The sequence below is a fragment of the Leptolyngbya sp. FACHB-60 genome, from assembly GCF_014695775.1.
Lineage (GTDB): Bacteria > Cyanobacteriota > Cyanobacteriia > Phormidesmidales > Phormidesmidaceae > Nodosilinea.
The window spans coordinates 25,097-50,563 of sequence record NZ_JACJOX010000064.1; the positions used below are offsets into that span (position 1 = coordinate 25,097).

15 protein-coding genes are annotated in these 25,467 nt (G+C 59.2%); 6 read left to right on the forward strand and 9 right to left on the reverse strand.

Going from position 1 to position 25,467, the window contains the following annotated elements:
* The first annotated feature begins 143 nt into the window (after nt 1–143).
* Nucleotides 144–2,249, forward strand: a complete 2,106-nt coding sequence (locus H6F57_RS24235; protein WP_190630932.1) for a TIGR00300 family protein — start codon at nt 144–146, stop codon at nt 2,247–2,249.
* A gap of 73 nt (nt 2,250–2,322) precedes the next feature.
* Here the strand turns inward: H6F57_RS24235 and H6F57_RS24240 are convergent, their stop codons facing one another.
* From H6F57_RS24240 to mgtE, 5 genes are all read right to left on the reverse strand, one after another.
* The gene (locus H6F57_RS24240) at nt 2,323–2,730 is read right to left on the reverse strand and encodes a hypothetical protein (RefSeq protein WP_190630934.1); all 408 of its coding nucleotides are present in this window, start codon (nt 2,728–2,730) and stop codon (nt 2,323–2,325) included.
* 116 nt (nt 2,731–2,846) lie between these two features.
* Entirely contained in the window at nt 2,847–4,502 is a 1,656-nt protein-coding gene (gene ftsY / locus H6F57_RS24245) for a signal recognition particle-docking protein FtsY (RefSeq protein ID WP_190630936.1), read from the reverse strand.
* A gap of 172 nt (nt 4,503–4,674) precedes the next feature.
* On the reverse strand, nt 4,675–5,319 hold the full coding sequence (gene nusB, locus H6F57_RS24250; RefSeq protein WP_190630938.1) for a transcription antitermination factor NusB: 645 nt from the start codon (nt 5,317–5,319) through the stop codon (nt 4,675–4,677).
* A 115-nt stretch (nt 5,320–5,434) separates the two neighbouring features.
* On the reverse strand, nt 5,435–6,211 hold the full coding sequence (locus H6F57_RS24255) for a DUF502 domain-containing protein (protein ID WP_190630963.1): 777 nt from the start codon (nt 6,209–6,211) through the stop codon (nt 5,435–5,437).
* Nucleotides 6,212–6,600: 389 nt separating this feature from the next.
* A complete protein-coding gene (gene mgtE, locus H6F57_RS24260; protein ID WP_190630939.1) occupies nt 6,601–7,998 on the reverse strand; it encodes a magnesium transporter in 1,398 nt (465 codons plus the stop codon).
* Nucleotides 7,999–8,238: 240 nt separating this feature from the next.
* Between mgtE and H6F57_RS24265 the strand changes: the two genes are divergently transcribed.
* Nucleotides 8,239–9,609, forward strand: a complete 1,371-nt coding sequence (locus tag H6F57_RS24265) for a serine/threonine-protein kinase (protein WP_190630941.1) — start codon at nt 8,239–8,241, stop codon at nt 9,607–9,609.
* Nucleotides 9,606–10,160: a bifunctional adenosylcobinamide kinase/adenosylcobinamide-phosphate guanylyltransferase gene (gene cobU / locus H6F57_RS24270; protein WP_190630942.1), complete on the forward strand. Its 555-nt coding sequence runs from the start codon at nt 9,606–9,608 to the stop codon at nt 10,158–10,160. The genes H6F57_RS24265 and cobU overlap by 4 nt, the downstream gene beginning before the upstream one ends.
* A gap of 97 nt (nt 10,161–10,257) precedes the next feature.
* On the opposite strand, the gene H6F57_RS24275 is transcribed toward cobU, so the two are convergent.
* Nucleotides 10,258–11,811, reverse strand: a complete 1,554-nt coding sequence (locus tag H6F57_RS24275; RefSeq protein WP_190630943.1) for a metallophosphoesterase — start codon at nt 11,809–11,811, stop codon at nt 10,258–10,260.
* 82 nt (nt 11,812–11,893) lie between these two features.
* On the opposite strand from H6F57_RS24275, the gene H6F57_RS24280 reads away from it, so the two are divergent.
* From H6F57_RS24280 to H6F57_RS24290, 3 genes are all read left to right on the forward strand, one after another.
* A complete protein-coding gene (locus H6F57_RS24280) occupies nt 11,894–12,508 on the forward strand; it encodes a class I SAM-dependent methyltransferase (RefSeq protein ID WP_190630945.1) in 615 nt (204 codons plus the stop codon).
* A 126-nt stretch (nt 12,509–12,634) separates the two neighbouring features.
* Nucleotides 12,635–13,312 carry a hypothetical protein gene (locus H6F57_RS24285; RefSeq protein WP_190630954.1) on the forward strand — a complete coding sequence of 226 codons (678 nt, stop codon included), beginning with the start codon at nt 12,635–12,637 and terminating at the stop codon, nt 13,310–13,312.
* A 118-nt stretch (nt 13,313–13,430) separates the two neighbouring features.
* Nucleotides 13,431–14,297: a DMT family transporter gene (locus H6F57_RS24290; RefSeq protein WP_190630956.1), complete on the forward strand. Its 867-nt coding sequence runs from the start codon at nt 13,431–13,433 to the stop codon at nt 14,295–14,297.
* 11 nt (nt 14,298–14,308) lie between these two features.
* Here H6F57_RS24290 and H6F57_RS24295 read toward each other — a convergent pair whose 3' ends face one another.
* The 3 genes from H6F57_RS24295 to H6F57_RS24305 form a co-directional block, all read right to left on the reverse strand.
* Nucleotides 14,309–19,423 carry a PAS domain S-box protein gene (locus H6F57_RS24295; RefSeq protein WP_190630958.1) on the reverse strand — a complete coding sequence of 1,705 codons (5,115 nt, stop codon included), beginning with the start codon at nt 19,421–19,423 and terminating at the stop codon, nt 14,309–14,311.
* 35 nt (nt 19,424–19,458) lie between these two features.
* Nucleotides 19,459–20,586, reverse strand: coding sequence for a response regulator (locus tag H6F57_RS24300; RefSeq protein ID WP_190630960.1), 1,128 nt, complete (start codon nt 20,584–20,586; stop codon nt 19,459–19,461).
* Nucleotides 20,587–20,727: 141 nt separating this feature from the next.
* Nucleotides 20,728–24,927 (reverse strand): response regulator, encoded by a 4,200-nt coding sequence (locus H6F57_RS24305; RefSeq protein ID WP_190795048.1) that lies wholly within the window; start codon nt 24,925–24,927, stop codon nt 20,728–20,730.
* Nucleotides 24,928–25,467 lie beyond the last annotated feature (540 nt).

Below are 25,467 nucleotides of genomic sequence, written 5' to 3' on the forward strand. Positions count from 1 at the left end.
ATGACAACCAAATATACTGACTGCGCTGAGGGCTAAAATATTATGTTGGCCCCCAGCGTTGTTTAGTTTAAGCATCTCCTGGCATGGGCTTCGTTGCTCGGTTCGTTTGTTTGCTTTGATTCTCTTCACGTCGGCACATTCCTATGACCTCCTCCATTCGCTTTCTCATGTGCGCCCCCCATCACTACGAGGTGGATTACGTCATCAACCCCTGGATGGAGGGCAACATTCACCGCTCGTCGATTGAAGCCGCCCAAGAGCAGTGGCAAAGCCTCTACCAAATCATTGCCGATCGCGCCGATGTCAATCTGGTCAAGCCTCAGCAGGGCTGGCCCGACATGGTGTTTACCGCCAATGCCGGGCTGATCTTGGGCAATCAGGTGGTGCTCAGCCGCTTTCTGCACCCCGAGCGTCAGGGCGAGGAGCCCTTCTTTAAAGAATGGTTTGAAGCCCAAGGTCACCAGGTGTTTACCCTGCCTCCCGATCTGCCCTTTGAAGGTGCAGGCGATGCCCTGCTCGACCGCGAGGGGCGCTGGCTGTGGGCAGGCTACGGCTTTCGCACCGAGCTAGACTCCCACGGGCTGGTGGCCGAGTGGCTAAACATCGAAGTACTGTCGCTGCACCTGATGGATGAGCGCTTTTACCATCTCGATACCTGTTTTTGCCCACTGACCGGCGGCTATCTGCTCTACTACCCTCCCGCCTTTGACGCCTATTCAAATCGGCTGATTGAGCTGCGGGTGCCCCCCGAAAAGCGCATTGCTATTGACGAGCCCGATGCTATCAACTTCGCCTGCAACTCGGTGAATGTCGATCGCATCGTAATCATGAATAAGGCCAGCGATGAGCTGAAGACACAGCTGGCCGATGTGGGCTTTGAGGTGGTAGAAACGCCCCTAACCGAGTTTCTCAAGGCCGGGGGTGCCGCCAAGTGCCTCACCCTGCGCGTCACCGAGCCCTGGCACCCCGAACCCGCCGGAGAAAAGGGAATCATCGCTCGCACCGTCACCATGACCGGCCACCTGCTCGACTCTGGCCTGGTCAGCCGGGCGCTGGATTTGGTGATGGAGGGCGGCGGCAGCTTCCAGGTGCTGAATTTTGATCTGGGCGAGCAGCGCCAGAGCACCTCATCGGCAGAAATTCGCGTCTCGGCCCCCGATCGCGAGGTGATGGACGAGATCATGGCCCAGCTGATCGACCTGGGTGCAGTAGCGCTGCCTGAAGAACAGCAGGATGCCCACCTGGTGGCCATTACCCAGGCCGGGGTTGCCCCCGACGACTTCTACAGTTCCACCATTTACCCCACCGAGGTGCGGGTGCGAGGCCAGTGGGTGCGGGTGCAGGGCCAGCGCATGGATGGCGTCATTGTGGTGTCGGAGTCTGAACCGGTGGCTGGCTGCAAGCTACTGCGTGACCTGGCAGTGGGCGACCAGGTGATTGTCGGCTATGACGGCATTCGCAGCGTGCGCAGCACCAAGGACCGCAGCCGTGCCGCCGCCATCACCGAAGAATTTAGCTTTATGGGCTCGGGGGTCTCTAGCGAGCGCCGGGTCGAGCTGATTGTCGAACAGGTAGCTTGGGATCTGCGCCGTCTGCGTGACCAGGGCGGCAAGGTGGCTGTAGTGGCTGGCCCGGTAGTGATTCACACGGGCGGCGGCGACCACCTGGGGCGGCTGATTCGCGAGGGCTATGTGCAGGCGCTGCTGGGGGGCAATGCGATCGCCGTCCACGACATCGAGCAGGCCATGCTGGGCACCTCCCTGGGGGTTGACATGAAGCAGGGCACCTCAGTGCGCGGCGGTCACCGTCACCACCTGCGGGCAATCAACAGCATTCGCCGCTGCGGCAGCATCGCCAACGCGGTCGAGCAGGGCGTGCTGACTCGCGGCGTGCTCTACGAGTGCGTCAAGCACGATGTGCCCTTCTCCCTAGCCGGTTCCATTCGCGACGACGGCCCCCTGCCCGACACTAAGATGGATCTGCTCGCCGCCCAGGCTGAGTACGCCCAGCTGATTGAAGGCTGCGACCTGATTCTCATGCTGTCGACGATGCTGCATGCGATCGGCGTCGGCAACATGACCCCCTCAGGCGTGAAGATGGTCTGCGTTGACATCAACCCTGCCGTGGTGACGAAGCTGGCCGATCGCGGTTCGCTAGAGTCTACCGGGGTGGTGACCGATGTGGGTCTGTTCCTCAGCCTGCTAGTGAAGCAGCTCGACAAGCTCACCCAGCGCCACGTGATGGCTTAGCTATAGAGGGCTATAAAATCAGCGTCCTAAACCTATTTCAGGCTTGGGGCGCTGATTTTTTAAATTGAATGATTTAATCGTCAATCCATCTTGGATTGCCTAAAGCTCCATAGTTAGCCTCACAAGTTGTTTTATAAATCTCTAGAGTCATTTGGAGAATCAGGTGATCTGAATCACTGATTGAATCGTCTTCTTTTATCAACTTATCAATAAGCTCCGTCCTGAGCTCACCCGCGTACATTGCCGTTAAAGCAATAGCATCGTTCTCTTGCCGGTGAGTAAGGTACTTTCCAGACTTCGTGAAGATTTGTTCGTTAGTAACAAAATCAAGCGTTCTATACAAAGATTCGGCTTGCATAAAGAGGCTTCGTACAGCTTGATAAGCAACACCTTTCTGGCCTTCTACGCTGATTTTGTCTTTTACGGCTTCATAGAATTGATTGGCATTTGGTTTCATTGTCTTGGGGTTGAAGTATTTCACTTTTACTTCTCCTAGAGCAAAATAAAACTGTGTCAATATTACCCATCAACCGGCCCGCTAATCTGCAAACCAGAAATTAGAAGCCAACAAACCTGCCGCTTTTAGATTTGAAAAGCTTAACCACTTACCAGGGCTTCGACAAACTCGTAGCTGGAGAAGGGTCGCAGATCTTCAATGCCTTCCCCGGCGCCGATAAAGCGAATGGGTAAGCCCAGCTGCTCGACCACCGCTAGAGCGACGCCGCCTTTCGCGGTACCGTCAAGCTTGGTGAGCACTACACCGCTGAGATTGGCGGCTTCGGCAAAGACTTCCGCTTGGCGCAGGCCGTTTTGGCCCAGGGTGGCATCAAGCACGAGTAGGGCTTCCACCTGGGCATCGGGGGCTTTTTTGTCAATGATGCGGCGAATCTTGGCCAACTCATCCATCAGGTTCTTTTTGTTTTGCAGGCGACCGGCGGTATCGACCAGCAGCAGCTCAATATTGCGAGATTGTGAGGCGGCGATCGCGTCATAGACCACCGCTGCCGGGTCGGTGTTTTGCCCGGGGTTGGCAATCACCTCTACATTGCTGCGGGCACCCCAGGTTTTGACCTGCTCGACGGCGGCGGCACGAAAGGTGTCGGCGGCAGCAATCAAGGTGTTATAGCCCGACTTTTTGGCAATGTGAGCCAGCTTGCCGATGGTGGTGGTTTTGCCCGCGCCGTTGACCCCGGTCATCAGCCAGATGTTGAAGCTGCCCTTTTCGGGAGTAAACGCCAGGTTGTGGGAGTCGGCCAGGGGCGCATCAAGCATGTCTCGCAGAATGGATTTGAGGTAGGCGATCGCCTGATCGGGCGGCAGCACCTCCTGGCGCATGCGGGCTTGCAGCGCCTCAATCACTTTGTCGGTGGCGGCAACGCCCACATCGGCCTGCAACAGCAGAGCCTCAATTTCCATCACCGCGTCGTCATTGAGCGGCCCCTGGCCCACGATCGCCTTGAGCTGGTTGACCAGGCCAAGGCGGGTTTTATTCAATCCCTGGCGCAGTTTGTTGAGCCAGGTAATTTCTTCGGCAGAGATGTCGTCGGGGCGGCGACCTTGAGCGGCAAGGACTTCTGCCGACCAGAGAAAGGCTTCGTCGAGGTCGATATCGGGCAGGACGGGAGCGGGCGGCGCAGTGACGGCAGCCACGGGTGCAGGCTCGGGTTCTGCGATCGCCATTGCCTCTAGCTGGGCCAAACGGTGCTGGCGCTCTTCCTCCGTCTGCGCCCAAAAGGGACGGGGGGTCGCGGGTTCGGGTGCAGGTTCTGGCTCCGGCTCGGGCTTCACCGCAGCTGGTTCCTCAGTCGGGACTTCAGCTTCGGCAGCGGGTTCGACGACAGAAGGTTCTACGGCAGATTCAGCGATTTCTAGGGATTCTGAAATGGCCGCATCTGTCTCAGCGTCCAATGTTTCCGCTGGTTCTGCAATCTCAGTCTCAACGACTGGCTCATCAGCGACAGACACTTCACTGGCTTCAGCATCAGCCTCCTCCACCTCAGCCGCTGCCTCTTCTGCCGCTTCAGCGGGTGCTGTTTCGGCAACTGCATCTTCGGTCTTGACCTCAGCCTGCTGTTTTTGAATGTTTTGGTAGGCCGCCTTGGCCCACTTCAAATAGTCTTCTGACGAGAGCTGCGGGGTGGCTGGGGCAGGGGCTTGAGCGGGTTCCGGGGCTTTAGCCTCGTCCTTTTTAGCATCAGCATCGGCGCTGTTAGACTTGTCGAAACCGCGCTGAAACCAATTGAACCCAGCCATATCAGAGCTACCTTGGACGTTGTTACTGTTGTTAATAGTATCGTTCTCAGGGCAAACCACGGGTACGTTCATCCACACCCGACCAGAGCTTAAGACTCACCAGAATCCAGCTAACTCAGCCCGCTGCTAGCCCCTTACCCATCCACCCCCTACCCCTCTTTCTACCCACTCCCTACACAACGGGACTATCGGCCTCTACTTCCACTTCATCCCCTCGGCTCACCACTCGGCGCAGCACGCCGTTGATAAAGCGGTAGCCGTCGTCGTCGCTGTAGCGCTTAGCCAGTTCTACCGCTTCGTTGATGGCGACTCGATCGGGGGTACCCAGGTAATTCATTTCGACCACGGCCAGGCGCAGAATGTCGCGATCGATGCGGGGTAGGCGCTTTAGGTTCCACGCCACCATCGCTTCGTCAAGAATGCTGTCGACCTGGGACTGGTGTTTAGCGGTGTTGGTGAGCAGCTCCAGAGCAAAGGCTTCGATCTCAGACTGGTTGCTAAGGCGAATAAACTCGGGCAGCTCTACTGCGTGGGCCAGCCGGTTGATGGCGGTCTGGGTGAGAGCGATCGCCTCTTCGACCATGGCCCGGCCCTTCTCAACGTCGCTAGCACGGGTGCCGCTGTCAACCAGGTGCTGGTTGCCGCGCTTCAGCTCATCGGAGGCAGTTTCAAGGGCGTCTTTGGCCTCGGCGGTCAGGGTTTGAATGGCCGCCAGCAGCAGTTTTTCAAAGTCTGGGGGCGCCAGTCTGCCGGGCTTGTCAGAAAGCTGGCTGAGGCCCAGTAGGGCCAACTCGCGGGCCATACGGCGAGCTTGCATAGATCATGTCTCCCAGAAGCGGCGGTGCAGGGTCTTCCCAAGGCAAAACTGACCCGGCGAAGTTTTACGCACACCGACGGCCAACCTCACCCCAGGGCTAGAACCAGGCTATATCTTAGCAATCTTCGTCTACCGGCAAGACGGAAAGTTGCTGGGGATAGTCGGCCAGGTCGGGGGTGAGTTCAGAGATGCCTCGATCCAGAGCCATGGGGGCTGTAGATTGACCTTCGTTGGCTATAGATACGACGCGATCGGATGGAACCGCCGCCGCCAGGTTTGGCCCAACAATACCGCCCGAGAGAATCAGCTTGAAGGCGTCTTCAATCGATATCGACAGGTTGACGACGTCGCTTTCAGGCACGATGGCATACCAGCCGCTGGTGGGGTTAGGGGTTGTAGGCACAAAAATGCTCAGCATCTGGGGGGTCGCCGTAGCCGTAGCCGTCATGGCTCCGGTGACAAAAGCAACTGCCCAAATACCCCGACGGGGATACTCCACCAACACGGCGCGCCGAAACCGCGTACTAGAGTCTTGAAAAACGGTTTGCAACAGCTGTTGCAGCGTTTTGTACACCGACCCCGCCAAAGGAATTGACTGCACTACCTTTTCGCCCACATCCAGCAGCCAGCGACCGGCGATGTTGCGGGCCATCAGGCCAATAATCAAAATGGCCAACAGGGGCACCGATAGGCCAATCAGCAGGTTAATCAGGTCGAGCAAAAAAGGGTTGAGGCCATCAAAGGGAGTCAGCTGCTTGGGAAATCGGGTGAGCAACCGCACTACCCAGGCCGAAATGGTGATCGCCAACCAGATGGTAGTTGCCAGGGGAATAACCACCACCAGGCCGGCAATTAGATCGTTTTTGAGGTCTTGCTTGATCTTTTGCAGCACAGGGACCTCAGGGTGATCGGGGCTGGAGAGAGGAGGCTTGTTGAGGGTAGGCGAACCGTTTAAGTCCATAATCCCAAAATACTAGCTAGGGATGGCTGAGGCTGAGCAAGCGGAATAACAGACTGAGCTAGTTTGAAACGAACTTATTTAAGTATGGGCAGCCAGCTAATCTGATCTGCAACGACTTCTAAGGACATTGTAAACATTTGTATCGAGAACCGGGCAAAAAGACTGCCCGATCGACTCAAGTCTGGCTTTTATGTTCTTCTATCCTAAAGCAAATGCGTAGCGTAGCTAACACAATGGCCCGAGGGGCAGGGTTTGAAGGGGCAGGGTTTGAAGTTTAACCACCGGCCTAAGACCCGCTCCGTGAACTTTAATCCCTTGGCCTAGGCCATCCCTAGCATGTAACGGGCCAGGGTGAGGTAAAGCAGCACCCCTAGCACATCGACAATGGTGGTGATGAAGGGGGCTGACATAAGGGCTGGGTCTAATTTCAGGGCGTCGAATAGCAGGGGCAAGGCGCCTCCAGCAGTAGAGGCCAAAATGGAGATAGCGACCAGGCTAATGCCCACGGTGATTGCAATGGCTGGGTTGCCCTGGAGAACGTAGGCCCAGACGGTGACCACCGCCCCTAGCATCAGACCTAGAACGGTACCGGCGATCGCCTCCCGGCGAATTACCGAGAGGGCCTGCTTAGAGCTAATTTCTTGGGTATTAAGGCCGCGAATTACCACTGTGGATGACTGCGCTCCGACGTTGCCGCCGCTGCCAATCAATAGGGGAATAAACGCGGCCAGGGCCACTACCTGCTGCAAAATGTCTTGCTGACTGCTAATGACGGCGGTGGTGGCGGTGTTAGTGACTAGCAAAATCGAGAGCCATACTACCCGTTTGCGGGCCACATCAAACAGGTTGGCCTGAAAATAGCTATCACCGCCGCTCTGGACGCCGCCCAGGGCGTAGATGTCTTCGGTGGTTTCGGCCTCAATCACGTCGATTAGGTCATCGACGGTGATGATGCCCACCAGTCGCTCTTCGGTATCGACCACGGGCACCGCCAGAAAGTCGTAGCGCTGCACCAGGCGGGCAACGTCTTCTTGGTCGGCGTCGGTGCGTACCGAGATTACGTCGCGGGTCATCAGGTCACCGATGGTTTGCTCCGGCTGGCCGGTGACTAGGTGCCGCAGCGACAGAATGCCGACCATGCGGCGGGCGGCATCGGTGACAAACAGGTAATAGATGGTCTCGCTGACAAAGGCACGGCTGCGGATGTAGTCTAGGGCGCGCAGAATCGTCCAGCCTTCCTTGAGGGCCACGTATTCTGGGGTCATAATCCGCCCAGCGGTACCGGCTTCATAGCCCAGCAGTTGTGCGGTGGCCTCGCGCTCTTGGGGGCTGAGCTGAGATAGCAGGCTGCGCACAAACTTGGCGGGTAGCTCGTCGAAGAGTCTGGCCCGGTCGTCGGGCGACATTTTGTCGACAATGTCGAGCACGTCCTGGCGCTTAAAATCTTCGATCAGCGCCTGCTGCACGCTGGTGTCGAGGTTTTCGTAGACCTCGATCGCCTCACCTTTGCCCAGCAGCCGAAAGGCGATCGCCTGCATGGCCTCGGGCAGGTCTTCAATGGCCTCGGCAATATCGGCAGGCTGCACCGGCACCAGCAGCGCTTTGGCCCCTGGCAAATTGCCCTGCTCCAGCAGCACTTGTAGCTGCGATCGCACTAGCTCTTGCAGCTCCCTACGGTCTACGGCGAGGGTACTTGGTGTATTTTGCGTTTCACTCAACGCCTGTGCCCCAGCTACAACATTGCCTCTAGTCTAGTGGCCTCTGGTCTCGCAGAGAAGTCAAACCATCAGGATTATTCTCTTAACTCCGGCAAAGACAAATGTTAGAGCTTCAACTGGCCCAATTCGGTGGCCTCAGATAGTCGCCCTAGCCATTGGGCCAGCCGTTGGAATTTAGCCTCAGCAGGATTTTGTCAGCGGCATAATAGGGAAGCATAGGCTCCAAATCTTACCCCTGCCATGGAACCCACCCAGGCTAGCAGAGCTATCATCGACGGCCGCTATCGGATTTTGCACCGGCTGGGCCAGGGTAGCAGCGGCACCACCTACGCTGCCGAACGGTTGGCCACGGGCCAGACCATCGCTCTCAAAGAACTTTCCCTGCGCGGCCTGCAAGACTGGAAAAAGATTGAGCTATTCGAGCGCGAAGCCCGCATTCTCAAGACCCTTAATCACCCCGCTATTCCTCAATACATCGACTTTTTTCAGGTTGATACCGCCGACAATCGCTGGTTTTATCTAGCTCAAGACCTGGCCGAGGGCACCTGCCTGGCCGACTGGGTCGAAGGCGGCGGTTGGGTCGATGAGGCCGAGGCTCGCCGCATTGCTACCGCCGTTCTCGATGTGCTGATCTACCTGCACGGCCTTAACCCACCCGTTATTCACCGCGACCTAAAGCCGCAGAACATCATTCGTCGCGACGATGGCCACATTTACCTAGTTGATTTTGGTGCGGTGCAGACAGTTTACCGCGACAGCCTCCGCCAGGGCAGCACGGTGGTGGGCACCTACGGCTACATGGCTCCCGAGCAGTTTCGCGGCCAGGCTGTGCCCGCTACCGATCTCTATGGGCTGGGGGCCACCCTGCTGTTTTTGCTTACCCACCAGTCGCCCGCCGACCTGCCCCAGGAGCGGCTGCGTATCAACTTTCGCCCCTATGTGGCGGTGTCTGCCGCCTTTGCTGACTGGCTTGAGCAGCTGATTGACCCGCTTGTGGAGGATCGCTTTGCCTCCGCTCAGGTGGCACTGGCGACGCTAAATACTCCCAAGCCTCTGGCCGCTCCTGTTCAGCCCTTAGCCCTGCGCCCGCCAGCGGGCACGAAGGTGCAGGTGTACAGATCTCCCACTGAATTGGTGGTTACCATTCCACCGCCGGGGCTGCGGGGCAAAACCGCTGGGCTAGCTCTGCTCAGCCTGTTTTGGAACGGGTTCATACTGCTGGTTTTAGTGGCGCTGATTCTAGAGGGAGAAGGCTTTGTGCTGCTGCTGCTGGCCCCCTTCGGGGTCTTTGGCTTTAGCCTGATTTCCGCCGCTGTGAATTCTCTGATGGCCCACGTACGCCTGAGCATTGACCGGCAACGCTTCTCCCTGACCCGCCGCCTGTGGAACTGGCGACACCAGATAACGGGCAACACCGCCGACCTGGTCAAGGTGGAAGTGAGAACAGGTGATTCTGGCGCTAGCGCGGATGCCAGGGGCGATCGCTCCACTTATACCATCGCCCTGCTAGACGACCTTAACCAGCACAAGTTTGGTACTCCCCTAACGGTGGCAGAAAAAGCCTGGCTGGTGGACGAAATTGAGGCGTTTATCCAAAAGGTCGTACCTTGACAACCAACCACCGCATCTCCTTAGTGACCGGCCCGGCGCGATCGGGCAAAAGCGAGTGGGCAGAAGCGTTGGCCACCAACTCTGGTCAATCGGTGATTTATATTGCCACCTCTACCGTTGACCCAGCAGATTTGGACTGGCAAAAACGAGTGGAATTGCACCGCGATCGCCGCCCTCCCCACTGGCAGCTGCAAGAAGTTCCCGTTGCCCTGCCCGAAGCCATCCTCTCAGCCACCACCCAAGACTGCCTGCTGATCGACTCCCTCGGCACCTGGCTGGCCAACTTGCTAGAGCAAGACGACGACACCTGGCAAGTCACCGTGGATTCATTAATCGAAAGCCTGCGACAGACCCCCAGCACCGTGGTTCTGGTTTCCGAAGAAACCGGCTGGGGCGTAGTGCCCGCTTACCCGATCGGGCGACTGTTTCGCGACCGCCTCGGCACCCTCACCCGCCAGGTCGGCACCGTCGCTGGCGCGGTGTATTTAGTTGTCGCTGGCTATGCGGTGGACTTGAAAATGCTGGGGCAGGGAGTTGGTAGGGAGTTTTAAGTTTTAAGTTTTAAGTTTTGAATTTTGAGTTCTGGACTCCACAGCTTAAATTCAACACTCAAAATTCAAAACTCAAAACTTTCTTCCCCCTCACCCCCTACACTTCAAACCCATCCATTTCATACCCCTTCCAATCGCCGTCATACTTCTCAGCCACCAACGGAACGATCGTCAACTTGGGTGGGGTTCCCTCTGCGACATCGACCCGCAGACCTGAGTAGGGGCGCTTAAGGCGACTGCGGCTACCATCGCGGCCCAGGTAGAGGTGAGATTTGGCCACGGCGCGGGTGCTGTTATGATCGTCTTCCGTTAGCTCAGAGCCTTCTCTTCGCTGGCGACGCAGGCTGTAGCCGCTGCCGCCGCAGATCACCCAGGGAATGTTAGCATCGCCGTGGCCGGTGTCGCCCGTGCGCACATAGTCGAGGCAGTGGGCATGGCCGTTGAGCACCAAATCGACCAGGGGGCGATCTTGGGAAACGTCTGCCACTTCAGCGGCGACGGCGTCGAGCACCTGGCGGAGGTGGTGACGCACGGCCAGGGTTTGCCCCTGATCCCACTTGGTGGCTTCGGTAACGTAGGGCGGGTGGTGAAAGAATAGAACGCGCCCGCGCACCGCTGGATTTTGCCAGGAGGCACTCAGGCGATCGCGCAGCCAGTGGAGCTGTTCAGTATCCACCGTTTGCAGGCGAGAGCTGTTGAGCTGCTTGTTAATGTCGTTGATCTGCTCATCGATAGCTTCAATGCGCTCCGTGATTTCTTCCTGCTCGTCCTCATCGTTGGGGGTAAATACCCCCATGCCTGCCTGCCGCAGGAGGTCGGCTTTCTTCACCTCTAGCTGCTGACACCGCTGCTGCAACTCCTTGCGACCGGCTTCGCCATTGGCGATGGGCAGCGGCTGGTTAAAGGTGTTGGAGTCGAGGGCAAAAAAGTCGATGCCACCGTAACGAAAGCTGTAGTAGTGGTTGGGCAACCGGGTAAACTCGCCAGGACGGTAGGTCAGCGCCCGCGCGTCGTCTAGCTTGCTGCTGTAGTGGTCATCTAAATGCGCCACCAGCCCCGACTCGGGCACCGCCTTTAAATAGTCTAAAAAGGCTTTGGCGTAGGCATCTCCCTGGTGAGACCCGCGCCAGCTCACATCTAGATCAAGGTAAGAGCGCAAGGCATAGCGCAGCGGCCCGCTGATGCCCGACAGCAGCCCCACTACGGCGGGCAGGTCGTAGTAGTCGTGGTTGCCCAGCACCGGCAAAATTGGGTGCTTAAAGACCATGCGATCGTAGGCGATATGTCGGTAGTCATCTCCCCCCACCAGCCACTCCTGATAAGGCCTAATGAAGTTTGACCGATACTGATCGCGAGACCCCACCAGGTACACCACATCCCCGGTGTGTAGGGTGAACCGGGCCGAGTCGATGTGTTTTAACAGCTGCTCGGCCACCTGCCGCTGGGGGCTGCCGCTGCGGTGCCGCCCGGTGCCGCTATCGCCCACCACCAAAAACGAGAATGTTTCGTCCTCTGCGCCCGGCTCGTCGATCACCAGGCCGGTTTGATCAATGCCGCGCTCGACGATCTGGCGGTGCTGCCACCGCACCCGCTGCTGCATCCGCTGAATTTTGGTTTCGATGGAAGGCTCAGTTACCAGTTTTGGAAGCATGGTGCTTTGGTGCGGTGGGTGGGCGGTGTGTAGAATAACCCCGTAGCATGAATCTCGCTAGACCGGCGAAACAGCAGCCACTATGGGTCTTTATAACGACAGAATTCTGCCTTACCTGATCGAGCTTTCCATGGCCGATTCTATCTTGGGCTCCTATCGGCGGGAGGTCTTGGTCGATGTAAGCGGCGACGTGCTCGAAATTGGCTTTGGCACGGGGTTAAATTTGCCATACTACCCCGATCAGGTGCGCCAAATCGTCACGGTAGACCCCAACCCAGGGGTACATCGCCTGGCCCAACAGCGCATTGATGCCTCACCCATCACAGTAGACCATCGCATGCTTAGCGGTGAAGCCCTGCCCATGGCCGACCACAGCTTTGACAGCGTCGTCAGCACCTTCACCCTGTGCAGCATCCCCAAAATTGAGCAGGCCCTGGCCGAAATCTATCGGGTGTTGAAGCCGGGTGGTCGGTTCTTTTTTGTCGAGCACGGCCTCAGTGATGAACCCTCGATTCAAGCCTGGCAGCATCGCCTGACGCCGCTGCAAAAGCGCATCGCCGGAGGATGTCACTTTGACCGCGACATGGGTCAGCTAATCGAGCAGCGGTTTGACCAGGTTGAACTAGAAGCGGCCTACGCCAGGAAGGTGCCCAAGTTTGCTGGATACTTTTATCGAGGTGTTGCTGTCAAGCATTAGCGATCGCAGAGGCTGACTCGTCTGAGGCACTATCTATTCGCCGTAGGTGCCGTTAGGCTAATAAGCAACCTAGCCCATTTTCAACCGCCCCCGCTCGAAGCTATCCCCTAGAAGATTCTGCCCGCTATGGCCACCCGCCTCTGGAACTTTCTCACCACCGACCCCGACCTGGCTGCGTTGGAGATCGCCGACAGAGCGGCCGATGCCGCCGATGCGGTGCTGGGCTTGGCCGAGGTGCTCAAGGAAGAAAGTCCTGATCTGCGGCGAGTAGCTGCTTTGGTCAGCCAGCTTGACTCACTGCTGGAGGCGATCAATGCACCCCTGGGCAAGCTCCTAGGCGCAACGCTACCTTTTGTTGCCATCAGTACCGGGCTGCTGAAGGTTTATGGCGAGACTACAAAAAAAGAGCCGACCCTGGCCCAGGCAGTAGCCCTAATGAGTCAGGCGGCCTATCTGGAAAGTTTGCGAGAATTTGTCAAGCAGCATCCCAAAATCGAGCAGTGGCTGATCGCCAAAGACGGCACCCCCCAGGCTAGAACGATCACTCTCCCCGTTAAGGCACTAGGCATCTTTGAGCTAACGGAGCAAGACGCTCGTCTCGCTACCCTGCATTTCCATCAGTCAGCTTTGGCAGGAGCGTTTAACAATGCGCTACGGGCACGACTGGTACAGTTAGGGACAACCCCTGAGCAAGCCGATCGCATTACCAAAGTTGTTGCCAAAAACACCAATCGACATATGAAAACGGCGATCGCTAATGTGGGTGACTTGCTTAAACATCAGATTGAAAGCGATCGCCTGTAGAAGGCTGTGATGCTGGTCAATAGTTCGAGCAAAGCTGTAAATTCTGCGTTTAACCAACGCACCACCGCTGCTACACAAGAAATTTTTCCGCTGCTAGAGACCAAAGCGAGGGCCACCCTTGATCATTTACCTCAAGCTTTTGGTCACCATGGTGCTCTGGGGCGGCACGTTTATTGCCGGGCGGCTGGTGGTGCAAGATATGGGGGCCTTTGCGGCGGCCTTCTGTCGCTTTGCGATCGCCTCCCTTGCCCTCATTTTGCTCACCTACACCGTCGAAGGCAGCCTCCCCCAACCGCCTAGAAGACTCTGGCTGCCCATCGTTCTGTTGGGCCTCACGGGCATCTTTGCCTACAACGTGTTTTTCTTCTCGGGGCTCAAAACGGTCGAGGCGGGGCGAGCGGCATTGATTATTGCGCTAAACCCGGTGGCGATCGCCCTAGGAGCTGCCCTTTTTTTCAAAGACCCGCTCAGCCGCACCAAACTGTTGGGCATTGGCCTCTCGCTGCTGGGGGCTGCGGTGGTGATTAGCGACGGCAACCCAGTGCGGCTGCTGCGGGGGGATGTGGGCATTGGTGAACTGTTTATGCTCGGCTGCGTAGTTAGCTGGATGGGCTACAGCCTGCTGGGCAAAACTGTGATGAAAGAACTTTCCCCCTTTGCAGCGACCACCTACGCCTGCGGGGTCGGGACGCTGCTGTTGCTGGGGCCAGCGCTGAGGGAGGGGCTGGGGGACGCGATCGCGGCTGCATCTCTCACTACCTGGGGCGGACTGCTGTATTTAGGCCTGCTCGGCTCAGCGGTGGGCTTTACCTGGTACTACGAGGGCGTACGGCAGCTCGGCCCCGCACGAGCCGGGGTGTTTATCAACCTGGTGCCGGTGTTTGCGATCGCCCTAGCCGCTCTATTGCTGCAAGAAACCCCCACCTCATCGCTGCTGCTGGGCGGCAGCCTGGTGATCGCTGGCGTGGTGATCACCAACCGCTAGGCCGCTGGGCACTACTGCCGCTGAGCCTTTTCTAGCCGCGAATGCAGAATGTCGAAGGCAAACTCGTCGACCTGCCAGCTCAGCCAATCGATCAGGGTTTTCTGCTCAGGGGGAATCTGGGTCAGGAGCTGGGTAAGCCGGTCGCCATCGAGTTGCACCGTAGCCTGCTGGAGCTGGGCTAGCAGCAACGGCGGTAGGGATCGCAGCTGGGCGATCGCCGCCTCAGCAGACAGCCTCACCGCATTGTCTAGCGGTGCCAAGACCGGGCTATAGGTGTACTCGACCCCCAGATGCTCAGCCAGTTTAGCCAGCACATGGTCGAACTGAAAGGGCTTGCGCACAAAGTCGTCACAGCCCGATGCCAGGGCGCGGGCGCGATCATCCTCAAAGGCGTTGGCGGTGAGGGCAATGATTTTGGTGGGCGCTGCGGCCGTACCCTGCTCCTGGGCGCGGAGGGCGCAGGCGGTCTCGGGGCCGCTAAGGGTGGGCATGCGCATGTCGAGCCAGATGAGCTGGGGCCGCCACTGCTGCCAGAGGTCAAGGGCCGTCTGGCCATTGTCGCCCTCGCGCACCTCAAAGCCCACCGCCCGTAAGACCTCGCCTAGCAGGTGCCGGTGGGTGCTATCGTCGTCGACTACCAAAATGCGGTAGCGGGGCTGCCCGGTCGCCAGCCCCGTGATTTGGGTGAATGGTGACGGCGTTTCGCCATCCACCCCGTCGGCTACCTGCATCGGCAGGGTAAAGGTAAAGGTAGACCCCTGACCGGGCTGGCTTTCGACCGTAATATCGCTGCCCAACATCTGCACAAACTGACGACTAATCGAGAGGCCCAGTCCGGTGCCTGCCCCCTGCCCCACCTGCACAAACGGCTCAAACAGGCGATCGCGATCGGCAGGGGTGATGCCAATGCCGGTATCGGCGACGGCAAAGGTCACCGCCAGCAGAGCACCGGGTAGCGGGGCCGAGGTCAGGCGGGCCGGAGTCACCCGCAGCGTCACCTGACCAGCCGGGGTAAATTTAATGGCATTGCCCAGCAGGTTGATCAATACCTGGCGCAGCTTAGGTTCGTCGGCGACAACATAGCGAGGCAGGGTCGGATGGCAGTCTAAAACCAGCTCCAGCCCTTTGTCTTGGGCTCGCAGGTGGAGCATATCGCTCAGGGCATTGAGCAAGGCGTGGAGATCAAAACGGACGGCGTTGAGGCTGACCTGGCCCGCCTCGATCTTGGCCATTTCCAAAATGTCGTTGATCAGCATCAGCAGGTGCTCGCCGCTGCGGTTGATGATGCGGAGGGCCTGACTGTGGTCACCGCTGAGGGTGGCGTCGCGGGCCATCAGCTGGGCAAAGCCCAAAATGGCGTTGAGGGGGGTGCGCAGCTCGTGGCTCATGTTGGCCAAAAAGGTGCTCTTGGCCTGGTTAGCCGCTTCGGAGACCTGAACCGACCGTTCTAGCTCCCAAGTGCGCTCCTGCACCCGCTGCTCTAGCTGTTGGTTGAGCTGGAGTAGCGATGCTTCTACCTGTTTGCGGGCGGTAATGTCTTCGTAACAGCCCAACACGCCGATCACCACATCGTCGGCGTTGGTGAGGGGCACCTTACTGGTCAAAGTCCAAAGGTCTTTGCCATCGACCGTGGTGGCGCGTTCTTCGTAGCCCAGTTTGGGCTGGCGGGTGGCCATCACCTGCCGATCGTCTGCCTGGTACTTAGCGGCATAGCTGTCCCAGGGCCATCCAGCATCGGTTTTACCGATAACGCAATCTGGGGTCAGCCCGTAGTCTTTGGCGAAGGCTGGGTTACAGCCCAAAAACCGCGATTGGCGATCTTTCCAAAACACCCGCTGGGGAATGGTGTCGAGCACCAGCTTGAGCATGTTGCGCGACTCTTGCAGGGCCAGCTCGGCCTGCTTACGATCGCTGATGTCGTTCACCACCCCCAGCAGATATTGCGGTTGGCCCTGGGCATTTCGCATCAGCGAAACCGCCAGCGCTACCCACACCGTTGACCCGTCAGAGCGCACGTAGCGCTTCTCGATCATAAAGCTGGGCAGGTCGCCCCTGAGCAGCGGCTCGACATGGGTGCGGTCGAGGTTCACATCGTCGGCGTGGGTCAAGTGGGTGTAGGTCATGGTCAACAGGTCGGCTGTGGAGTAGCCCACCAGGTCACAAAAGATTTGGTTGACCCGCACAATGCGCTCGTCTAAATCGGCCTCGATAATGCCCAGGGCCGATTGCTCAAAGATGCCGCGAAAGAGTTCCTCGTTTTCCTGCAGCGATAGCTCTGCCTGGCGGCGCTCAGTGATATCGGTGGACACCCCGACGACGCGGTAGATCTCACCGGCCTCATTCAAAACAGGAAAGGAGCGATCGCTAATCCACCGCAGTTCGCCATCGGCGCGGTAGATGCGATAGACCTTATCTACAGCAACGGTGGTTGTGGCCGGCAGGCTTACCTCCACCGCTGGTCGGTCGTCGGGGTGAATGCTGTTAAGCCAGAGTGATGGCGACTGGTAAAGCGCCTCGCAGGACAGGCCCCAGATCCGTTCAAAGCCAGGGCTGACGTACAAAGTTTGGCGGGTGTCTGCGGTAATCATCCAAAAGACCTCTTGAGTGGCCTCAGCAATCTGGCGAAAGCGGGCCTCACTCTCTTGAATGGCCAGCTCCGACCGTTTGCGATCGCGAATATCGCGGCTGATGGTGGCCAGACACAGGGGCACCTGGGTGTCGGGGTCTTTTACCAAAAATATCACCTGCTCCACGGCGATCGCCTCGCCAGTTTGCCCGTGGCAAAAGGCAGACTCGCCCCGCCACACCCCCTCAGCCATCACCGTGGGCAACACCTCTTGCTCTAGTCGCAGCCGAGTTTCTGCGGTGTGGAGCGTGCTGATGGGCTGACCATCCACGGGTACATCCTCTAGCCCCACCAGGCGGCGGCCAGCCCGGTTGAGGTAGAGCGCGGCACCGCTGAGGCTGGCGGTGCCAATTAGGTCGGTGCTGTTTTCAACCACGGCGGCCAGGGTCTGCAGGGTTTGGGTGCGCTCCTGCACCCGCTGCTCGAGCTCTTCGTTGAGCTGCTTGAGGGCCAGTTCAGCCTGTTTGAGCGTCGTAATATCGGTTGTGGTACCGAGGAATGTCTCGGGCTGACCTTCGGCATCGCGGTGCAGTTCTCCCCGCGACAGCACCCAAATCATCGAGCCGTCTCGGTGCAGCATGCGGTATTCAAAGAAAAATTTTGCGCTCTCGCTGCTAAAGTAGCGCTGCATGGCGGTCTTTAGGGGAGCGTGATCCTCGGGGTGAACGAGCCTCAGCCAGTCTTCTAGGCTGTCTCCGATGTCGTTGTCGGCATACCCTGCTAGGGCCTTGATGGTGGGATCCAGGTAGCCCCTTTGAACCTTCAGATCGAGTTCCCACACGCCCGTTCGGGCGGCTTGGGTGGCGCGGCGGTAGCGTTCTTTGGTCTGCTCTAGGGCAAGCTCCGCCTGCTTGCGAGCGGTAATATCTTTAACCGTGCCCACCACCCGCAAAACCGTGCCCGCTGCGTCGGCAATCGGAAAGGCCTGGCAATGCAGCCAGCGCACCTCGCCATCGGGGCGCAGAAAGCGATACTCACAGTCCGTGCTGGTGCCCTGCATCTCCTGGGCGGCGGCGACGGCGACGCGATCGCGATCCTCAGGGTGCACGCCGGTCAGCCAGTGGTCTAGGTCGTTGATAGCGGCGAGGTCAATCCCCGTGATGGTGGCGTAGGCCGGGTTGAGGTACTCGTAGCGCAGCGCCACCGCGTCAAAGACAAAAAACCCCTCTCGCACCGTTTCAGCCAGCTGCCGAAAGCGGGTATCGCTCTCCTGCTGGGCCTGTTCTGCATGCTGGCAGTCGTAGAGCGCCTGCTGGCGATCGCTGATATCGCGCACCAGCACCAGCACCTGATCGGTCTGGTAGGGCACCATGCGCACCACCTCGTACTGAATGCGATCGCCGAAGCTTAGCTGCTGCTCAAAAAACTGGCAGATACCCGTGGCCAGGGTGCGCTCAACCGCTGTCAGCCACTCACGGGCAAGCTCGGGGGGCAGCACGTCAGCAAGGTAGGCACCTACAATATCTTGGCCCCCCTGGGGTAGGAGTTCTCCCAGAAAGTGGTTGTAGGCAAAATCAACATACTGCCCCTGGGCGTTGACCACCGCCATCAGGTCGGGCACCGCCGAGAAAATCGCCTGGTTTTTAGCCTCACTCTGCCGCAGCGCCACCTCTGCCAGCCTGGCCTCGGTGCGGTCTTGGCCGGTGCCCCGCAGCTTCACCACCTGACCCTGGTCGTTATAAACCGCCTCGCCCCGGCCCAATATATAGCGCACCGAGCCATCGGGACGGACAAGGCGGTGCTCGACCTCGTAGGGGGTGCCTAGGGCGATCGACTGCTCAATAGCTGCCTCCAAAAACCGCCAATCCTCCGGGGGCATGGTCTGCTGCCACTGCTCGTAGCTAGGCGCGCACAGGGCCGGAGCGAGCCCGTGAAGGCGAAACATCTCCGCCGACCAGGTGATGGTTTGGCAGGCCAGATCAAACTCCCAGCTGCCCAACTGGGCAATGCGCTGAGCCTCGGCTAGGCTGCTGCGGCTGCGGCGCAGAGCCTGCTCGGTCTGAGTGCGATCGCTGGCGCTGGCCATGCCCCAATCGAGCTGCACCATCAGCGCCGACATGCGTCTTTGCAGCACATCTAGCTGCCGGTGGGCGTCGTCTAGGGCGACGTTGCTCAATTTGAGCTGTTGCCCCTGGCGGTAGTGCTTTAGGGCGGCAGCCACCGTAAACACCAGCTCGGCATCGGTGCCGGGGTAGGGCAGCCGGCGATAGATCGGTTCAGGTTCAGGGCTGGGCCGATCGGTTAGAGACAGCGTCGGGTCGAGCACCACCACTAGCGCTTGGGGAAAGCGATCGCAAAATGATCGCCGATCCCCAGTGGTCAGCCAGCTGGCGGTGACGATCGCCACCGCCACTTCATCGGTGCTCAGCTGGTCGAGGCCGTCTGCCACCGCTGGGCTCTTGGTTGCCAGCACCACGCGACAGTCGGAAAATTCGGCGGCGAGCAGGGCGGGCACCTGGGCGGGTGCATCGACACAACAGAACAGCGTGAGCGGACTCATGGGAATTTCGAAAGCAGGAGGGAGAAAAGCCGAGGTTAGCCATCGCGGCTAGGAGTTGCCTGGAGGGTGAAATAAAAGGTGCTGCCCAGGCCCAGCTGCGACTCCGCCCAGATGCGGCCGCCGTGGCGCTCGACAATCTTTTGACAGGTGGCCAGGCCAATGCCGCTGCCGGGGTAGCTCTGGGCATCGTGGAGGCGGTGAAAGGCCTCAAAAATCTGCCCCAGGTACTCAGCCTCAATGCCGATGCCGTTGTCGTGAATGCTAAATTGCCAGGTCTGGGGCAGGGGCTCCACCGACAGCGTAATCTGGGGCACCGTATCGGGCCGAACAAATTTCAGGCCGTTGCTAATCAAGTTTTGAAACAGCTGCATGAGCTGCACTTCATTGCCCATTACGGTGGGCAGATCGCCATAGCACAGCTGTGCCCGCGACTCTGTCAGGGCCACCTTGAGATTGAGAATCACCTGGTCGAGTAGGGCGTTGCAATCAACCGGGGTAAAGGTGGGTTGGGCCTGCCCCGCCTGGGCGTAGGCCAGCCAGTCTTTAATCATCTGCTGCATGCGATCGCTGGCATCCAGAATGCTCTCCAGGTAGGGCTGGGCCGGCGACTGCTGCACGGCGGGGCAGGTGAGGCCAATCAGCTTGGTATAGCCCAAAATGCTCTGCAACGGCTGCTGCAAATCGTGGGACACCACCGACGCAAACTGCTCTAGCTCTCGGTTAGAGCGCACCAGCTCCTCGTTTTGAGCGACTAGCTGGGCCTGGAGCCGCCGCAGCTCTAACTGGTGGGCAATGCGGGCCAGCACCTCCGCCTCCTGAAACGGCTTGGTGACGTAGTCGGCCCCGCCAGCGGCAAAGGCCTTGACCTTGTCGATCGCATCGTCGAGGGCGCTGATAAAAATTACCGGAATGGCTTGGGTGAGGGGATCAGCCTTGAGCCGCTTGCAGACCTCATAGCCGCTCATCTCCGGCATTTTAATGTCGAGCAAAATCAGGTCGGGGGGAGCGGCCTGGGCAGCAGCGATCGCCCACTGGCCGGTCAAGGCCTTGCGCACCCCCAGCCGATGCCGTCCCAGCATAGCCGAGAGCAGCCGCAGATTGTCAGGAGTATCGTCAACAATCAAGATGTCGCCCTTGACGACCGCATCGTTAGGGGAAGTCATGGAATACCTCCCGCCTCGAGCTTAGACACCGTGCACCTCCGTTCTCTAATTCGTTCTAACCGTTCTACCGATTGCCGTCTCAATCCCAGCCTGCCAAACGCCTCGGGGATCAACCCAGCTAGGGAAAGCGACGTCTTAACCCTACACTTCAGCGTTCCCCGGCCGGGTCGCCTCGGCCCTAGGGCGCAAACAGTCGAGAATGCGATCAAACTCAAAGTTTCTGGCCCAGCCAGTCAGGGTTTGAGCCACGCTGACCGGAGCGTCGGGCATCTGGTTGAGCAGCTCAAGCAGACGATCGTCGGAACCGGCAATAGCCGCCTGGGTCAGGCCTAATTGCCATTCAGGGGGCATAGTTTGTAGCCACAGCCCGAGCTCTACTGGCGCGAGCGTGGGCACGCCTACTCCAGCTCCCCTGGCCTCTCGGGGGGCAGGGGGAGCGGCGTCAGCCTCAGCGGCGTAGCAATAGCGCACCGGCAGATAGGTGGCAATCTTTTGTAGTATCGCCTGCATCTGAAAGGGCTTGCGCACAAAGTCGTCGCACCCGGCGGCTAAGATTTTAGCTCGCTCTTCTTCAAAAGGGCTGGCGGTGAGGGCAATAATCACCGGTCGAGGGTCGAGGGGCAGCGCTCGAATCTGCTCCGTAGCGGCGTAGCCGTCAAGACCAGGCATGCGAATATCCATCCAGATCAGGTGGGGGCACCAGCTGCGAGCCTGGTCGACGGCGGCATGGCCATCCTGGGCGGACTGCACCTCAAACCCAGCGGCGGTGAGCAGGCGCACCAGCAGGTAGCGGTTAGCGGGGTGATCTTCGACCACTAGCAGCCGCCAGGGGGGGTGATCTTCAGCCAGACCGACAATTGGGGGTTCGTCGAGGGCCGGAAACACCGCCGATCGCTCGATCTGCTGCACAGGCAGCACAAAAGTAAAGGTTGACCCCTGGTTGAGCTGGGTCTCAAGAGTGAGATCGCCCCCCATCAGCTGCACGAACTGCTGGCTAATCGGCAGCCCTAGGCCGCTGCCCTGGTGCGATGGCCCCAGATTATTCTCTGACCAGCGAAGCCCCGCCGCACTCTGAATAAAAGGCTCAAACAGGCGGTTGATATCCTCATGGTCAATGCCAGGACCGGTGTCGACCACGGCAAACTCTAGGGAGACGTTAGCGGCGGGGCCGGTCACCACAGGCTGCTTCAAAATTGGCTGGCAGCGCACTCGCAGCATCACCCGACCGGTCTGGGTAAATTTGATGGCGTTGCCCAGCAGGTTGATCAAGACCTGGCGCAGCTTGCCCTCGTCGGTGGCGATATAAGTGGGCAATGCCGGGTCGCAGTCAAAGCTCAGGCTCAGCCCTTTGGCTTCAGCTTGCAGGGTGAGCATGGCCTCCAGGCTAGACAGCAGGTACGACAAATCAAAGGTGGTGACATGGAGCGAAATGCGCCCGGCCTCGATTTTTGACATTTCCAGCACGTCATTGATCAGTGCCAGCAAATGTTCGCCGCTGCGGCTGATGATTTCTAGGTAGTCTTGGGCCTGGGTCTCTAGATGGCAGTCGCGGGTGATCAGCTGGGCAAAGCCGATGATGGTGTTGAGGGGGGTGCGCAGCTCGTGGCTCATATTGGCCAGAAAGGTGCTCTTAGCCTGGTTGGCGGCATCGGCGGTTTCACGGGCCTGGCGCAGGGCATCTTCGGCCTGCTGGCGCTCTAGCTCCGCCGCCGCCCGGGCCGCAAAAATACGTAAGATTAGCTCGCGGGTGTGGTCGTCGACCATGGGTTTGTCGTCGATCACCGCCAGATGGCCAATCACCTGGGAGGCCGCATCCACGAGGGGAATGCCCAGGAAGCTGATCGCCCCCAGCGCCCTCAGCTCGGCATCGTCGGGGTAGAGCACCTGCACCCGCTGGGGCACGTAGATCACCTCGCCCGCTACCACCTGCTCACAGGGGGTGCCGGCCAGGTCATACTCCAGGCGATCGCCCAGTTGACCATGCCGCCAAAACGCCAGGATGCGGACTCGACCTGAAGCTGTCGGCAGCCGTTGGGTAATCAGGACATGGCGCACCTGCAAAATATCGGCCAGATAGCGCACCAGCGACTCGAAGAAATCGCTGCCCGTTTTGGCGGCCGTGCCTTCTACAATCAGCCGCAGCGATTCCTCCTGGCGCTTCACCTGGGTGAGGTCTTCGGCCACCCCTACTAGGCGATATACCTCCCCCTGCTCGTTGCGAATCGGAAAGGCCCGCACCCGTACCCAGGCCAGCTCCCCCAGGGGGCGAGCAATGCGAAATTCTTCGTCGTAGCTAAAGTGGACTAGGGCCTCGGCAGCGTGGCGGCGGGGCAGGCCCCGGGACACCCGATCGCGATCGTCGGGATGCACCGCCTCTAGCCAGGCCAGCGGGTTGTGGTAAAGCTCTTCTCGGCGTCGGCCCCAGATGCTCTCGTAGGCGGGCGAAACGTAGGCAAACTGACGCTGCTGGGGCTCGTAGATCCAAAAGATGCTGTCAATGTATTCGGCCAGCTGACGAAATTTTTCTTCACTCTGGCGCAGGGCGGCCTCGGCCCGCTTGCGATCGCTGATGTCGCCGGTCGAGCCCACTAGGCGAATCGGCCGCCCCTGCTCATCCCACAGGGCCTGACCCCGCGAGCTCACCCACTTGTAGCTCTGGTCGCGGCAGCGCAGCCGATACTCCACCTCGTAGGTGGGCAGGCGACGCTGAATCAGGTAGGCGTGGTGTACCGCCATGACGCGATCGTAGTCGTCGGGGTGAATGCGAGACTCCCAGCGCAGGTCGTCGTCGCTCAGCCGTTCGTTAGTAGCCGGGTTGGTGTAGCCCAGCAGCGCCCGATAGCGATCAGAGAAAAACGCCGTCTGGGTGCGAAAGTCGAGGTCGTAGATGCCCGCATTGCTGCCCTGAATGGCAAGCTGCCAGCGCTCTTCACTCTGCTGTAGTTTGATCCTGGCCCGCTGCCGCCGCTGCTCTAGTCGGTCGGCGCTGATCACCTTGCCAATGCTCTGGGCCATCAGCTCAATGATTTCGGTCTCATGCTGATTAAACCCCTGGGGGCGCGGGGTCGTGTCAAAAAAGCACAGGTTGCCGTAGATCTCACCCTCTACCCAGATCGGGGCGCCCAGGTAGGACTCTAGCCGCAGTGCCTGATACAGGGGGTGTTGGCGCAGCTCTGGCCGCTCACCAATATGGGTAAAGCCCACGGTGCGCTGCTGCCGAATGGCCAAGCTACAGAAGGTGCTGTCGAGGGGGCAGCGCAGGTTAGGCTCTAGCCTAGGCAGGGTGGTTTCGATCGCAATCGCCACATAGTCCTCGCCGTCGATTTTGCCCACTAGACCACCGGCAAACCCCAGCACCTGGCGGCCGGTGTTGAGATAGTCATGGAGCAGGGCATCAAAGCTGTCAAACTGGGTCAGGCTGAGGCGGTGCAGCTGCTTCAGGCTCTGGCTAAAGTGGTTGAGCGCCTGGGAGTTTTGCAGCAAAATCTGCTCAGCCTGCTTGCGGGCGGTAATGTCGCGGTACTGCCAGAGGTGCCCCTCTACGCCGCGATCGCCTACCAAGGGCACGTAGTCACGCTCAAGGGTGCGACCGTCGGCCAGGGCAATTTCTTCGGCCACCACTGGCTGCAGGGCCTGCCGCAGGGCCGCTATGCGCCGAGTGAAGACGGTGGCATCGCTCCACAGGCCAGCACTATCTTGGGCAAAGGCTTGGCCATCGGCCCCAATCAAAGCGGCTGGGGGCAGATCTAGACGAAACAGGTCGCAGCAGGGCTGGTTGACCATCACCACTTGGCCGCTCAGAGACTCTAAGATCACCCCCATTTGGAGGTGCTCAATCAGGGTGGATAGCCGAGCTGTCGCCTGCTGGAGGCTGGTCTCGGCCTGACTGCGATCGCAGATTTCCTGCTGGAGCTGCTGATTTTGCACCGTCATGCACTGCTGCAAGCGGCGAATCGTCAGCTGGTTGGCCACCCGAGCCAGCAGTTCTTCGACCTGAAAAGGTTTGGTGAGATAGTCGGCGGCCCCCGCCTCAAAGGCCCTAACCTTATCGAGAGCCTCATCCAAGGCGCTGAGAAAAATCACCGGTATGGCCTGGGTGCTAGGGTCGGCCTTCAACCGCTGGCACACCGCATAGCCATCCATCTCGGGCATGCGAATGTCGAGCAGAATCAGTGCTGGGTGGGTGGTGTTCACGGCCCGCAGCGCCATAATTCCGCTGCGGGCGCACCGCACCCCGTAGCCCTGACCCTTGAGGGTCTTAGAAAGAAACATGAGATTTTCTAACGAGTCATCTACAATCAGCAGAGTTTCGCCAGCCGCAACTCGATCGGCGTGGGGCATTGCAGGGTTGGGGCAGGGCAGCGGCATGAATCGAGACGTTAGAGCAAGACCACTGTAGCCAGGATTCCCCATTTATCGGGGTCTCACCCAAAAAACAGGTGAACTGCTATTAGCGGCGACGGGTTATTTGGATGGGATCTCAAGCCTCTTCCTGGGCCAGCTATGCTACCACCGTAACTAACCTATAGCCGACGGGGAGGGGAATCAACCCCCTCCCCGTCGACTTGGCTGGCCCCTGGGGTGTGCTGTCGGGGCCTACGCTGGCTATAGACAACCAACCTGAGGAACTCCCGCCCGCTGACGTGACACTGCCCTGGGAACATATCTATGATGGGTGGCAACTGTGACAACAGCGTGAACATCAGCAGCCATCCGATCGAGCCGGGGCGCGCTGCTGTCGCGGAAATTCTGCGATCGCGGCAGGCATCCTAGGGCGTGTAATCAATTAGGTAAGCTGGGATGAGTTGTGTTTCAGCCTCCGATACTGATGACAACCCGCCGCTACGCCCTACGTGATGACCAATGGGACCGGATCAAGGA

Bases quoted from the DNA above. Each gene is read 5' to 3' on its own strand.
- H6F57_RS24235 (WP_190630932.1), top strand. From the start codon at position 144: ATGACCTCCTCCATTCGCTTTCTCATGTGCGCCCCCCATCACTACGAG.
- ftsY (WP_190630936.1), bottom strand. From the start codon at position 4,502: ATGGCTGGGTTCAATTGGTTTCAGCGCGGTTTCGACAAGTCTAACAGC.
- nusB (WP_190630938.1), bottom strand. From the start codon at position 5,319: ATGCAAGCTCGCCGTATGGCCCGCGAGTTGGCCCTACTGGGCCTCAGC.
- H6F57_RS24265 (WP_190630941.1), top strand. From the start codon at position 8,239: ATGGAACCCACCCAGGCTAGCAGAGCTATCATCGACGGCCGCTATCGG.
- H6F57_RS24275 (WP_190630943.1), bottom strand. From the start codon at position 11,811: ATGCTTCCAAAACTGGTAACTGAGCCTTCCATCGAAACCAAAATTCAG.
- H6F57_RS24280 (WP_190630945.1), top strand. From the start codon at position 11,894: ATGGGTCTTTATAACGACAGAATTCTGCCTTACCTGATCGAGCTTTCC.
- H6F57_RS24285 (WP_190630954.1), top strand. From the start codon at position 12,635: ATGGCCACCCGCCTCTGGAACTTTCTCACCACCGACCCCGACCTGGCT.
- H6F57_RS24295 (WP_190630958.1), bottom strand. From the start codon at position 19,423: ATGAGTCCGCTCACGCTGTTCTGTTGTGTCGATGCACCCGCCCAGGTG.
- H6F57_RS24300 (WP_190630960.1), bottom strand. From the start codon at position 20,586: ATGACTTCCCCTAACGATGCGGTCGTCAAGGGCGACATCTTGATTGTT.
- H6F57_RS24305 (WP_190795048.1), bottom strand. From the start codon at position 24,927: ATGCCCCACGCCGATCGAGTTGCGGCTGGCGAAACTCTGCTGATTGTA.